Below are 12,847 nucleotides of genomic sequence, written 5' to 3'. Positions count from 1 at the left end.
TTAAGAGCGCAACTCACCCATACCCATTAGCTGTTTTCGAGCCATCCATAGATTCGACAGGGCGAACAGCGTGGTCAGCTGAGCTGTGTTTTTCATCAGCCCACGAAAGCGCACTTTCACGTAGCCAAACTGACGCTTGATTACACGAAACGGATGCTCGACCTTGGCTCGTGTCTGAGCTTTGCAGTACTCGATCTTGCGCTTGGTCTTGTAGAGGACGCTGCGTTTATTGAGCCTGGAATACGTGCTGCGCCGCGCAGCGATTTGCCATATGACCTCACGATTTTCATGCTCTTCACGCTTCTCGACACCGGTGTATCCTGCGTCTGCATAAACCGCGTTTTCTTCGCCATGCAACAGCTCGGCGACCTGCGTGACATCGGCGACATTGGCCGCAGTGCCATGAACATGATGAACCAGGCCCGACTCCGCATCGGCGCCGATATGCGCCTTCATCCCGAAGAAGTATTGGTTACCTTTCTTGGTTTGATGCATCTCGGGATCGCGCTTTCCTTCCTCGTTCTTGGTCGAGCAAGGGGCATGAATGATGGTGGCATCGACGATGGTGCCTTGGCGCAGGGACAGGCCTTTCTCATGCAGATAACCGTTGATGACCGCGAGGATCGCAGGGGCCAGTTGATGCTTTTCCAGCAGGTGCCGGAAGTTCATGATCGTGGTGTCTTCAGGTATCGGGGCGCTCAAGGTCAGGCGTGCAAACTGTCGCATGGGCGTGATTTCGTAGAGCGCTTCTTCCATGGCCGGGTCACTCAGGGAGAACCAATTCTGCAGCAGATGAATGCGCAGCATAGTTTCCAAAGGATAGGGTTTTCTGCCACCGCCGGCCTTGGGATAGAACGGCTCGATCAAGCCCAGCAGACCTGTCCAGGGCACGACCTGATCCATCTCGGCGAGGAAGCGTTCGCGGCGTGTCTGCTTGCGCTTGCCGGCGTACTCGAAATCGGAAAAGCTCATCTGGCTCATCTGGCTCATCTGGCTCATCTGGCTCATCTGGCTCATCTGGCTCATGGGCGGCTCGGATCAGGTGGTCAGGCGATTTTCGCATACCTGTGACTTGTTCGGAGATTCCCTAAAGCACATTCAGTGTATAGGTGGGCACCTGTTCTATACCGGGGAACACAAAACGACCGATCCCGCAGCGCACGACTCGACAGAGACGTTCAAGCGTCAGTTACTGCAGTCGGTACGCAAAATTGATCGTTTTTGCGCTCGGCACGATTCCACTTTTATTCTGGTACTGGATGAGCAAAAAGCAGGGAATGAGTGGAGGGAAAAGAACGTAGAAGCTTGCACACTGGCTATGTTCGAGGATGCATCAGAAAAGTGCAGAACTATGATAGAGCCGCCGCTCCAAGGAGAAAGCTACCTGTTTCAAACGCTCCAATGTGCCGACTGGATGTGTGGTTTGATCGGGCGACTATGCGCGTTAGAGGTGTCGCCTGACGAATTTCAGGATTGGCAACCCTTCGATAAATATTTTGCGGAGCGCATAGCTGATGTTTCCATGCCGTGCAGTGGCCTGGAACATCAGAAAACCGCTGAAATCCCCGCAGAAGACGCTGGTGAGATGATGCCCGATGCTCCTGGTGAGCTAGCGGGGAAGCAGCAGTAATACGCGTAATATATTGGAGTTATTTCCAATGCAGGGACTATCAGTACTTTACCTTGTGGGTCAGGAATCCGGTTTATTCTGCTGGGGATAGTAGATCCACGTCGTGCTGAGGTTGGCATGTCAGAGACAGACCGAGACCTGGGCAATATGGGCACCATGATCTAGCGCACTGGAGGCCGCTGTGGTTCAAAGGCCGAGTACGTCCGCCGGGGTCTTCTCGATGCCGGGGCATTGGCATAGTGGCCTATATTTGTATAAATGCCATTGGCCGTCACGGTAGTACCCGTCTGGATGTCGCGTAGCGGCATGAATAACGGCACCTTCACATCAATCAGGTGGTGCCCCGATCGCTTGAGGTATGCATGGATAGGCGCGGCCGCGACAGAGTACAGGTACAGGTCGGCCGACCAAAGCGCTTGACATGTAACCTCTGCTACAGAGCAAGATTAGTCAATGCTTTCAGCGTCAAATATATCATGCTGATCTGCAATCACATCTAAAGAACGGTGAAGCATCTTGTGAACCTTAAAATGCTCCGCTCTCTTAATCTCTCCTTTAGTTACTGAAGTCTGATCTACATGCGACCAAATGTAAGTATCTGATGAGCTGATCTTGATTCCAATAGCCCCGACTCTGTAGAGGCATGAAAACATTGTTATTTGTATTTCTGAATCTTTTACTATGCTATTTGCTTCATAATATTTACGCACAATGGCTACGCATGGATCCCGGGAGTCTCCTTCACTAAGACTCACCATAACATCTTCCAAGGTTGTGTCTTTAATCATCGATCTTGTAAAGGTTGACTTAATGTTGCGAAGAATTTCCACAGTATCTTCAAAGTTTGGAAATACGTCACCCCATTCCTCCTTAAGAGACTTTAACCTCTTTTCTGAGTACTGAGCTTCGGCGGCCTGCATTGCACGCCAAGAAATTCTCTCACGATCATAGGCTATAGAAAAACATTCGTTAACAAATTGTAGTGCGTCTCTCGGGCGTCTGAGAGTTCGTTCAATGATGAAATCTATAGAAGTCTGGCCGCCGCCTTTCCTAGGCTTCGGGAATAAGTCTGTGAATTTTATTCGTTGTTTAGTGTACTGGCTTTTGAATACTTCGTTAAGTCGCGTTTCAATTAGATTGGCGATATCATCCGCTGACCATTTAAGTGTCAGTAGGTAGGATTCATACTTTTCCTGTTGAAAGCCAGAGTCTCTGGTCTTATCGAATACTTGGTCGAGAAGGTCTTTCCTTAATGCGGCTATGATTTTTGTTTGCCGTATTTTCCGAAATGTTTTAATTTCTTCAATCAGGGCTCGTATAAATCTTACGCGTGTCTCGGTCGCTGCCCATTCTTCATCGAGCTGATCTATTAGAATAAAAAATTTTTTCTGAGGATCTGAAAAAGAGTGCTCGGCAAGTAGATCTAACACTTCATTTAGCTTTCTAATTTGAAGGCCGCTGACTACTTGGCTTGCCCGTTGAGATACCTCAATTCGCTCCAGATCGGTCAGTCTGGAAACACTTGTCGAATTCAAACCTATTTCGGAATACTTAATGCCGATGTAGCTTTTTGTGTCAGCTTCTAACTTTCTTGTTATTTCTTTAAGGTGCTCGTCAGTATCAAGCCAGAATTTATTACCCCACTCGTTGAAATATTCAACGGCTTTTTTCTTTGTCACATCACGGCTGAACGTATTAAATAGACCGTCAATGAAGCTTCGGCTGTCGCTTTCGGATTTAATATCGTACCGTAGCTTCAAGAATTCTACCGTAAGTACATGACGCCAGAGCAGTCTATAGAACAAATCGAGACTCACACCAAGGCTATCAAAAAACTGGATAATATCTGAACTCTCCAAAAAACGGACTGATATATCATTTGGATCAAGCCTCACAAATTTCTGAGCCGTTTTTTCTACTTTATAAAGAAGAGCACTCTTCCCTGAGCCGGTTCGCCCTAGAATGATTGAGGCTGGAGAATCAACATCCATTATCTGGCTAAGATAACCATTATCTATGAAGCATTTGTTGAGGAGATCTGTATCAGCTTCAGCATCCAACGCGCCGACTTTGAGGTTTCGAGTTATTTTAAGTACTGGATCATCCATGCTATGTTCCCCTGCTTAAATTCTCACGAAAAATTATAACCTGAAGCTTTCAGGTCTTTTATTATGCTGTATGATATTTCTTCAATGCTTTTTTCGAATCGTTTGTACACCATTCCGTTTACATCGCTTGGTAGTGCCGTGTGGCCTGTGTGAAGGCAACATACCCGTGATCTACCGAGTTTTCCTACAAAATATCCAAACTCAAATATCACATTAGGCCGCGCGCGGTACTCTTTTTTTCGGTTGTCGTCAGGAAATGTGTCTTCGGAAACAAGATAAGCTATCTCATCAGGGGTAAGTAGGATAAATGCATAGCCGACATCGCTATGCTTCTCGAACTTTTCGATAATCGTCATGCCCTCGTCAGCTTGTCTGTGCAACACAACTGGCTCAAGACCTATTTCATGCAAAAACACCTCTAGGTTCGTTTTAGATATTTCGTCTTTACCGTGCACAATGAATACTTTATTTGACTTTGAGGTTTTCAGGTTAAAAGAGTCTTTTGAGCTTTTAGTTGTATCTTTTAAGGTGTCGTCTAAAGGTATTAGCTCAAGTCGTTCAGAAATAGAGTCTAAGCGATTAATTTTTCTGTCAATGTCCTTGTAGGTGCTAGCAATTTTTTCGCCCAAAGAAGGCTCTCTTAATGCAATAGCTGCCACTCCCCAAAAACTATATTCTTTGGATATCTCATTCGTATTGAAACTTTGCTTCAGAAGTTCTGTATTAAACGAGTCCCACTTGCTGTAGTCGTTTGTAAGTATCTCAAAAGATTCACGGGTGTCAACCTGCCGTTGTTTAAGTTCTAACCCTTTTTCAATTCGCTCTTCTATCTTGGTCTTTACCTCATCCTTGGAGCGGATGAGCTTTAATGTGTCGGATTGAGAATTAGGACGCTTGCTTGGCATGATCCATTCCTTTATTGGGACAGCGGTATCAACAACAGTAGCAACTAGCTATCATAAGTGCCAGGCGAAACGGTAAAAAATAGGCGTTTTTCTTCAAAAAACGCGTGCGAAGGCTGGTGCTTGATTCCTCGGCTGAAGGGCATTCAGCGGCCTTCCACTTGCTGATTACATGTTTACTACGTGAATGATCCAGTTTGCAGGTATAGGGCATGCTGTAAAAAAGCCTGTTTGAAAGGAATACAGCACAAGGAGATCATCGTGTAGAGTTTTGACTATAGCAGACCTGTCCCCGCGACAAGTGTGGCGATTTTGGTACCTGTGTAGTTATAGCTTCCATTCAGACGAATAGAGTTCAAGCGGCCACTCTAGCATCTAAGTTTGTACACCATGAGCTGTGATGCAAACATAAACTTCATTTGCACTGCGCAGTTATCTATTATCTCTAATAAGGGGTGCTTTTGGCCTTTAGTAGCCTTCACCTAACCGCAGCTATGGGTTAATAGCAACCTTTGCCTTGTACCTAGAGTCAGTACTTTACCTTGTACGTAGGCGAATCCTCCAGCCGGTTCTGCCGCCGATCGTAGATCTTGGTGGTGCTGATGTTGGCATGGCCCAGCCAGGCCTGGACCTTGGCGATATCGGCTTCATGCTCGAGGGCATTGGTCGCGGCCGTGGCCCTTAGCCCGTGCACGCCCAGCCCAGCCACCTGAATCCCCGCCTTCTTGGCGTAGGCCTCGACCACGGTATAGATGCCGTTGGCCGAAACACCGGCACCGGTCGATCGGCCGCGCAGCGGCCTGAACATCGGCACCTTCTTGTCGTCCAGATGGTGCCCCGAGCGTTCCAGGTACATATGGATGCGCCCGGCCGCCACCGGGTGCAGGGGCAGGTAGCGGATCTTGCCACCCTTGCCGTGGATTTTCAGGTGCTGGATGCCGCGGCGCTCCTGGATGTCGCTCACCTGCAGCAGCGCCGCTTCTTCGCGGCGCAGACCGTGGTAGAGCAGCACGGCCAGAATGGCTCGATCGCGCAGCCCCTTGAGCGTGGTTTCATCTGGCGCCTCGAGCAGGGCCTTGGCCTGGTGATCACCCAGGGCAGGGGTCTTGCCTTCGTTGCTTTCGACCTTCGGTCGTTTGACCCCGTGCACGGGATTGTCGCCGGCGACCGCATTGTTTTCCAGAAGGTGATCGAAGAGGCTGGCCAATGCCGCCAGTTTGCGTCGGATGGTGGCTCCGGCCAGGCTGCGCTTTTCTAAATCGGCGCGCCAGGCCAACACGTGCGATCGGGTGACTACACGAAACTCGTCCGCCGAGGCCAGACCGACGAATCCACAAAAGTCTTCCAGGTCATTTTGATAGGCACGACGAGTGCGCGGGTTGTCCAGGTTGGCAAACCACTCGACCGCGGCTGGCACCCGAGCCAAATTCTGAAATTCGACTGCCGTGAGCCTGCGCGGGTCGTGGGGGCCGACTTTCGTCACTTCCTGCATGTATAGCCCTAAATCGGATCATCGGCGATCACGTATCGCCATCTGAGTCACCATAGCGACGCCAGTACCCAGCAGCGTACACGATTAGGAAAAAGTCGCAATAATTGGTGATAACCTATTTTATCAACACTTATCCGAAATCGTTCGAGCCCGGCTGATTTGAAGAATGCAGTCGACGCCGCATGGTCTCTTGCAAAGGAAACTGAGAGTCGAGTGTCTGTTGAGCGACCATCTGATTCAGGACGCTAACTAATCCCCCGAGCTGCGTCGATTTTCCCCGCGATACGTATGGCTGCGGAGAGTTCTGAGCACTCCATCATTTGCATTTCCTGCCAACGCTGTGCTTTTTCCTCTGGCTCAGTCATGGCAAGCGCGAGGTACAAGCTCGGTGGGACGACTCTGAATAGAGTCTCGACTTTCTTCGACAAAATCACCCCTTCGGTGTACTTGCTGGATTCCTTGCTAGCAGTCAGCAGTAGTGATTTTTGTGCGGCCGTCAGTTTCTTGAAGCGCGCAATCTCTTCAATCTCCGCCGGTGGCATATTGAGGCATACCCACCATTCGATCATGTTGAGCATGGTCTGTGCGGCATTCGGAAAGTCCGCCAAATTCTGTGTCGCGAGCCAAAACCATGCCCCGAGCTTTCGCCACATTTTGGTCCCCTTCACCACGAATGGAGCGAGGAGGGGGTTCTTGGTGATGATGTGTCCCTCGTCAGTCACCATGATGATCGGACGGCCAAGGTACTGGTCGCGCTCGGCGAGGTTGTTCACCGTGTTCATCAGGCTGATGTAGCTGATCGACATCTGGGCCTCATAGCCCTCCCGGGCATAGGTCGCGAGGTCGACGATGGTCACATCGCTCTCGGGCCACGGTGCGCCTTCACGGTCAAATAGCTCGCCTTCGAAACCCTGGCAGAACAGATCGATGGATTCAGCCATCTCCTGAGCTCGGTCGCGGCGTTTGTCAGGCAAGTGCGCGTTGCCGGCAACCTGTTGCAGTGCATCACGGATATGTCGCGTTCTGACAGATATCTGGGTGACCTGGCAAGCCCTCGCTGCATCCAGAATGCATTCACGGATAAGACTGCGATCGGCGCGGGTGAGCCGAGCCTCTTCTTTGGCTTCACCGCCCGTGATCATCAGCCGCGCGGTGATCTCCAGTTCGCCCAAGACATCGCGTTGTTCATCGCTGTCACCCTCAGCTTCGTCCAGATCTTCAACTGCCAGAGACGCCACCTTGTGCGGTTCATCGACCAAGCGCCTCGCATCAGCGAACGGCGCTAGGCTGACGCCGGTACCGGGCTTGAGCTGTATCTTGTTGACCGATAGGCCGAGCGTCGCAAAGTAATCACCCTGCAGCCCAAAGGAATTGCCCGCCTCAACGATGAACAGCCGCGGACGGTAGATGGCCATGACCTGCATCAGCAGCGAGACGAGAGTGGCCGACTTGCCAGAGCCTGTGGGACCGAACAATAGCAAGTGGGCGTTCATGGCACGGTCGTGGCGTGACAGCGGATCCATGGTCAGTGGTGCGCCGCCACGATTGAAAAAGCTCATGCCTGGGTTGCCGGTACCAATGCTACGGCCCCACAGGGGCAGCAGATTAGCCAGGTGCTGGGCAAACATCAGCCGGGTATACCAATTGCGTTTGTCTTGGATGGGGTTATAACCCATGGGCAGCCAGCGCAGATAGCTGTTACAGGAGGCCACCTCGTCACCTGCGCGCACAGGTTGAAGCCCCGCCGCCAGCAATACGTTAGCCGCCTGAATCGACCGCTGACGCAGTTCGCGATCGTCTTTACCTCGAAGGTAGAGCGCCAGCGTTCCCCGGTAGAGTTTGTGTTGCCGGCCGATGATCGCCCGCGCTTCCTGAACGTCTTGTCGCGTCTGAGTGGAGGCGAGGTTCTCGCCAATGGCCTTGTGAGACAGGCGATTGAGCTGTTCTTCAAGTACGTCCTGCGGCGTCACCACCATGGTCAAACTCATGATGGTGTCTTCGGGCAATTGATCGAAGAGCGCGTTCAAGGCCTCACCTTTGCGGGTTTCGCCGGTGACCTGGCCGATGTGTGGCGGCTTGCGAAGTTTGTCCACCACCATCACCCGGTGGGGCTGATTGTCGAAGTACCATCGCCCGTGATTCACATCAGATCGAGGTTCGTTGTAGAACAGTCGCTCAGTGAAGTCATGATCGAAGGGCAAGTCCAAGGATTCGCCATCAGACGTCTCGGGATAGGGGACACGGGCGTAAAAGTCAGCGGGCGCCTCATCGGTCAGCGTCGGTGCGGGATTGAACCAAGGCAGAAGCCAGGCGTAGAAAGCTTTACCGTCGACACGCCTTGGTGCAACGCCGCAGGCCTGCAATGATGCAGATATGCGCTCGCAGGCGCGCTCCAAAGATGCGACAGGCGATCCTGTGTCATCGTCTGAGCTCTGCACGCGGCGGTAGATCACCAAGCGAACGCGACGATTGCTGCCTCGCCATGGCAGGTGCGAGACAGCCGTGTCCTCGAACAATCCTCCGGGTTTGGCAATGGCCTTCAGATGTTGCCGGGTCAGTTCAAGGTAGGCTTCGGTGAAGGCGGTTCCGCGGGCGCTCGGCTGGATGTAATCCGACAGCTTTTGCAGGTACGGCGAGAAGTCGCTGTCGTCCTGGCAAAAGAACTGCACCACCCATGGCGCACGATCCAGCTCCTCGAAGCTGTCCTGCAGGGCATCTTCGAGGGCATCACGCGCGGTCATTAGCCATTCTGGTTCTCGCCCTTCGGTGCCAATGGGAGTCAGCTCGAATGTGGCACCGACGGAACGGTTGTCGTCGAGCAAAAAGCATTGGCTTTCCTCCAGGTATTCCACCCAGGGAAGATGATCCGTGAAGCTGGGGTTATGGTCATATAACTTTGACTCGTCGCCTTGGGTGGCGCGGCGACGTCGGTCATCGCGCCAGGGCTTCCAGAACGACCGAGGGTCCGCTTGATCTTCCACCATCACAGGTCATCCACGCGTTCGCCGGGCTGCGCATACTGCACCGTGCGATAGAGCGGAAACACCGTCGAGTACCCAGGCACCGGCGCCTGCTCGGAGCCGCTCAGGTGCGGATAGACATAGAGCACGAGGTCCGGATTGGGCAGCCGAGGGAATAGATTATAAATCTCGGTTTTAGCCGTGCGGATGTAACTGGCCTGCTCACCGGCATTTGAGGAAGGATCCACCAGCGGGCGTCTTAGCTCGCTGCGTGCATCGAACAACTGCTGCTGGGTGCCGACAGATCCAGCACTGTTCCAGATATCCATCATGGTCTGCTCTCCGTGGGGCAGCATGGCTTCCTTGTCGGTAGAGCATCCCGCCAAAAATACCAGCAGGAGGCTAGTCGAGATCCAGTGACGAAACCGATGTGCTTTCATGGTTCACCCTCCGGCCCTTGGGCTCGTAGTCGATTGCGATCTCATGGTCCAGGTGCAGCGCAACCTTGGCCGACGGCGGCACATAAACCGCAGCAAAGGCTTCGCCGTATAGCTTGTTGACCCACTCGCGAATATCGCTGATGCCGCCGCTGAGCACCGAGTTCAAAGCGCTGTTGCCATTGCTCTGGGACATGCCCAGCGCCGTGCTGCCCGAGCTGATCACACTGGTGCTGTTTTGCTCGTTGCTCAGCACCGAGGCCAGTCCGGCACCGGCGGCGGTGATCAGGCTCTGGCTGCCCAGATATTGCTGCGCGTTGGAGCGGCGCTCGCCGGCGATGCAGGGGATGCCATAAGGATCGGAGAGAAAGCCCAGGCCGCCGCGAATTTTTTCGGAGCTGCTGGACTGTGTGGCGGCTGTGTTGCGGTTGACCACTGCTTTCGGCTGCGGGACGGTGCGCACCGTGCCGTCCTGGAAGACGAAGGTAATCGACTCGACCTGTCCGCGTACGCATGAAAGCGTCCAGTCACCCGAAGCCGTCCCGCTTACGACCGCCCCTGCCACGTCGGGCAGATCGATGCCATTAGCGGTGAGGTTCTCCGGACCGACCACCACCTTGAAGGGGTATGGGTCGTTGACGGTACCGTCCACTGGCACCCTGCCGATCAGTGCGGTCATCGCCACCGATCCCATGAGGGTCGAGTTTTCGGGAATGGTGTAGACGGGACGGGCGCCCTCGGTGCGGTCGGTCTTGCCGTCCAGGTCGCGCTCGCCCTTCAAGCTGGCGCGGAGTTGTTTTTGGCCACGATCGATGGCGTTGTCTTTCAGCCCGTCTAGTTTGAACTGCGAGGGAAGGTTGGACAGCGCAGTCGAGCCCTCGCTGGGCTTGGGGGAGGTGACTCTGTCTGAGGGCTCGACCCAGCGCATGGCATCGTTCTCGCTGGCCGCTGACTTGAATTGGTCCCCATCGCCAGGCTCGAGGCCGAATCCCACTGGCAGATCATCGTTCTTTCCCCCCAATCCGGAGAGTTGATCCTTCAACTGGGACAACAAGGACTTGGCCTCGCGGTTGTCCTTCTCGGCTTTCTGGCGTGCCGCATCGGCTTGCTTGCGCTCCTCGCTGACCTGCTGTGTCACGCTACCGAGTGCTGATTGAATACGGGTATCGATGCTCCCTTCGCGTGTGCGCAGACGATTGTTCTCCGATTGCAGGGAGTCGTTGCTTTTCTTCAGTGACAGCATCTCGGTGCGCATCGCTTTGACCTGTCCGACCAGCGTTGCGACCGTGTCGCGGGGAGTGTCACCGGCGATGCCCAGGGACTTCGCTTGGTCGGCGGTCAGTTGCACCTGCTCCGCTTCTGCTGAGACGATAGAGCTGGAAGTTGGAGCATCGCTGACCCAGGAGCGGAGAATAATCAGCACCACTGCCACCAGGGCGCCCGGTACGAGCCACTTCAGCAGTGCATTAGCCTTCATGGTCGTCACCTGCAGACTGGGTCGGTGGCAGCAGAACAGCTTGATCCAGGCCACTGCCGCGTGTAACCAGATAGGCAACGGTGGTGTCTTCGGCGGTCCCGGATCGACCCAGTGTCGAGTGTTGAAAAGCAGCACCGAACAATTCAGCTTGCAGTTCGCGAGGATCCAGCTCGATAACCTGAAGACTTAGATTCTTGATCTTCACGGCAGTGACCCAGAAGTCATCGAGTCGCCAGGCAGACAGCGGGGTGATCGCAACGTGTTGGGTGGGAAGCAAATGACGCAAATCGGTAGGGACCTTCAACGCCATACGTCGAACGCCGGGAAGCGGTTCGACTGTGCGCAAGGGCGCATACAAGTTTTGGGCGGCGTAACGGGTCAAGGCGACGGGAACGGGCGTACGCTGCGGTGGACGTTCGGATCTACCTGTTTCATCGGCTTCAGTGGTCGAAGATTTGATTGCGATTTGAATGGGTTCCAAAGCGCGCTCGCCGGGTTGAGCGTCCACATCCAGCAAAATGATTTCGCCGGTGCTGATCGATTGCAGCTGGAGCCGCGTTGGGCCGATCGAGTCGGACGGCAGCAGATACACCGTGCCTCCGATCGACTGCACTCGCAGCTTGCCGGCAATGCCCCCCGGCATGCCGACTCGGACGTCCTGGTCGACAAAAATAATGCGTTCCTGTCCAACGATCAGGGGTACGGCGATCGGTAGGCGGTCCCATTGCTTGACCTCGACGGCCTGGGCGCCAGTGCTGATCCCTAGGCACAGCGCTAGCAGAGTGCGCCACGAATGTGGGTTCATGAATCACCTCCCGGCAATATCAGCTTCTGTGGTGTGCCTTGGTAGCAGTCGAGCGCCAGGCCCCACTTGTTCCGCTCCGGATCAATGTCAAAGCGGATGACCCGCAATGGATAACGCACCACAACGCGTTTTACCGGTTCCGCGGCGTAATACTCGTCGGCGTTCAGATCCAGTTTCACCAACCAGGAATCTGCGTCGAGCTGGGCGACCCGCAACTCGGGGTCGTCGCTGTACCCGCGGCCAAGCACTTCATAAACCCCCCGCACTCGATCGCGCAGTTCGCCGGCGGCCTTGCGAAACTCGAAGTCGCCTTCCAGGAACGTTCTGCACGAAGGTGTCAGGTAGGACTGCAAGGCATAGATGGCGCGTTGATAATCAGCTTCGCCATCCGTGGGCCAACGGTTGAGCTGGCCGAAGATGTACAGCGCAAACGAATAGATGTTCTCGGGAGGCACGTCCCACCATTTGCGCGTGCTGCCTGAGCGCAGGTCCGGCGGCACATGCACCGTCAGCGAGGTCGGCGCAGACTGCCAGCCATACCACAGGCCGGCGCACACGAGGGTCAGCGCAATCACCCCCATGCGTAGACTGATGATATGGGCCTGTTGGGCATCCACCTTGTTGCGGAATCGGCTCATGGTCTGGGTCCTCGCAGGCGGCGCGTACGGCGAACCGTCCAAGGGCCGGAATGGATTACCAGTGCCTCCTGGCCGATGTGCCAACGAATTGCCAACTGCCATTGCAGGTTGCGGTACAGCCAAGTCTCAGGGCGTGCACGCTTGGCGCGGCGCAGCAGGGTGCCGCTGACCAAGAGGATGATCGCCATGCCAACGATCATTCCTGTGGGCGCCATGGCGATCGACGCCGTGACGATCGCCAGCGGCACGCCGAAAACAAGGCCGATCACCGCGCCGGCACTCAACGACACCCACATTTCGTCGTTGGTGAGCCCGCGCAGTACGGCAGGATCGCGGTTCAAACGCTCTGGCAGGAAGCTCAAGGTGCCATCTGCCAGGCGAGCGATATCATCACTCAT

General features: G+C 54.3%; 11 protein-coding genes. 1 reads left to right on the top strand and 10 read right to left on the bottom strand.

Annotated elements, in window-relative coordinates; genetic code table 11:
* Positions 1-981, bottom strand: coding sequence for an IS5 family transposase (locus LIX93_RS27855; RefSeq protein WP_226507272.1), 981 nt, complete (start codon positions 979-981; stop codon positions 1-3).
* A gap of 43 nt (positions 982-1,024) precedes the next feature.
* Between LIX93_RS27855 and LIX93_RS27850 the strand changes: the two genes are divergently transcribed.
* Positions 1,025-1,630 carry a DUF3800 domain-containing protein gene (locus LIX93_RS27850; RefSeq protein WP_226507244.1) on the top strand — a complete coding sequence of 202 codons (606 nt, stop codon included), beginning with the start codon at positions 1,025-1,027 and terminating at the stop codon, positions 1,628-1,630.
* 446 nt (positions 1,631-2,076) lie between these two features.
* Here LIX93_RS27850 and LIX93_RS27845 read toward each other — a convergent pair whose 3' ends face one another.
* From LIX93_RS27845 to LIX93_RS27805, 9 genes are all read right to left on the bottom strand, one after another.
* Positions 2,077-3,738, bottom strand: coding sequence for a DNA repair protein (locus LIX93_RS27845; RefSeq protein WP_226507243.1), 1,662 nt, complete (start codon positions 3,736-3,738; stop codon positions 2,077-2,079).
* Between the two features lie 23 nt (positions 3,739-3,761).
* Positions 3,762-4,643: a nucleotide-binding protein gene (locus LIX93_RS27840; RefSeq protein WP_226507242.1), complete on the bottom strand. Its 882-nt coding sequence runs from the start codon at positions 4,641-4,643 to the stop codon at positions 3,762-3,764.
* A 526-nt stretch (positions 4,644-5,169) separates the two neighbouring features.
* Positions 5,170-6,132, bottom strand: a complete 963-nt coding sequence (locus tag LIX93_RS27835; RefSeq protein WP_226507241.1) for a tyrosine-type recombinase/integrase — start codon at positions 6,130-6,132, stop codon at positions 5,170-5,172.
* A 245-nt stretch (positions 6,133-6,377) separates the two neighbouring features.
* On the bottom strand, positions 6,378-9,116 hold the full coding sequence (locus tag LIX93_RS27830) for a conjugative transfer ATPase (RefSeq protein ID WP_226507240.1): 2,739 nt from the start codon (positions 9,114-9,116) through the stop codon (positions 6,378-6,380).
* Positions 9,116-9,532 carry a TIGR03751 family conjugal transfer lipoprotein gene (locus LIX93_RS27825; RefSeq protein ID WP_226507239.1) on the bottom strand — a complete coding sequence of 139 codons (417 nt, stop codon included), beginning with the start codon at positions 9,530-9,532 and terminating at the stop codon, positions 9,116-9,118. The genes LIX93_RS27830 and LIX93_RS27825 overlap by 1 nt, the downstream gene beginning before the upstream one ends.
* The gene (locus LIX93_RS27820; RefSeq protein ID WP_226507238.1) at positions 9,495-11,006 is read right to left on the bottom strand and encodes a TIGR03752 family integrating conjugative element protein; all 1,512 of its coding nucleotides are present in this window, start codon (positions 11,004-11,006) and stop codon (positions 9,495-9,497) included. Before LIX93_RS27820 ends, LIX93_RS27825 begins: the two co-directional genes overlap by 38 nt.
* On the bottom strand, positions 10,996-11,811 hold the full coding sequence (locus LIX93_RS27815) for a TIGR03749 family integrating conjugative element protein (RefSeq protein WP_226507237.1): 816 nt from the start codon (positions 11,809-11,811) through the stop codon (positions 10,996-10,998). Before LIX93_RS27815 ends, LIX93_RS27820 begins: the two co-directional genes overlap by 11 nt.
* Complete coding sequence (locus LIX93_RS27810; RefSeq protein ID WP_004407564.1) at positions 11,808-12,449, bottom strand: PFL_4703 family integrating conjugative element protein; 642 nt, start codon at positions 12,447-12,449, stop codon at positions 11,808-11,810. Before LIX93_RS27810 ends, LIX93_RS27815 begins: the two co-directional genes overlap by 4 nt.
* Positions 12,446-12,847: a TIGR03750 family conjugal transfer protein gene (locus LIX93_RS27805; protein WP_226507236.1), complete on the bottom strand. Its 402-nt coding sequence runs from the start codon at positions 12,845-12,847 to the stop codon at positions 12,446-12,448. Before LIX93_RS27805 ends, LIX93_RS27810 begins: the two co-directional genes overlap by 4 nt.

It is taken from the genome of Pseudomonas sp. MWU16-30317 (genome assembly GCF_020515695.1).
Taxonomy (GTDB): Bacteria; Pseudomonadota; Gammaproteobacteria; order Pseudomonadales; family Pseudomonadaceae; genus Aquipseudomonas.
The sequence above is the reverse complement of the archived record's forward strand: the minus strand, read 5'-3'. Positions and strand labels throughout refer to the sequence as shown.

What these genes read in the sequence shown, in the direction of transcription:
- LIX93_RS27855 (WP_226507272.1), bottom strand. Translation starts at nt 981, where the DNA reads ATGAGCCAGATGAGCTTTTCCGATTTCGAGTACGCCGGCAAGCGCAAG.
- LIX93_RS27850 (WP_226507244.1), top strand. Translation starts at nt 1,025, where the DNA reads ATGGGCGGCTCGGATCAGGTGGTCAGGCGATTTTCGCATACCTGTGAC.
- LIX93_RS27845 (WP_226507243.1), bottom strand. Translation starts at nt 3,738, where the DNA reads ATGGATGATCCAGTACTTAAAATAACTCGAAACCTCAAAGTCGGCGCG.
- LIX93_RS27840 (WP_226507242.1), bottom strand. Translation starts at nt 4,643, where the DNA reads ATGCCAAGCAAGCGTCCTAATTCTCAATCCGACACATTAAAGCTCATC.
- LIX93_RS27835 (WP_226507241.1), bottom strand. Translation starts at nt 6,132, where the DNA reads ATGCAGGAAGTGACGAAAGTCGGCCCCCACGACCCGCGCAGGCTCACG.
- LIX93_RS27830 (WP_226507240.1), bottom strand. Translation starts at nt 9,116, where the DNA reads ATGGTGGAAGATCAAGCGGACCCTCGGTCGTTCTGGAAGCCCTGGCGC.
- LIX93_RS27825 (WP_226507239.1), bottom strand. Translation starts at nt 9,532, where the DNA reads ATGAAAGCACATCGGTTTCGTCACTGGATCTCGACTAGCCTCCTGCTG.
- LIX93_RS27820 (WP_226507238.1), bottom strand. Translation starts at nt 11,006, where the DNA reads ATGAAGGCTAATGCACTGCTGAAGTGGCTCGTACCGGGCGCCCTGGTG.
- LIX93_RS27815 (WP_226507237.1), bottom strand. Translation starts at nt 11,811, where the DNA reads ATGAACCCACATTCGTGGCGCACTCTGCTAGCGCTGTGCCTAGGGATC.
- LIX93_RS27810 (WP_004407564.1), bottom strand. Translation starts at nt 12,449, where the DNA reads ATGAGCCGATTCCGCAACAAGGTGGATGCCCAACAGGCCCATATCATC.
- LIX93_RS27805 (WP_226507236.1), bottom strand. Translation starts at nt 12,847, where the DNA reads ATGAGTGATGATATCGCTCGCCTGGCAGATGGCACCTTGAGCTTCCTG.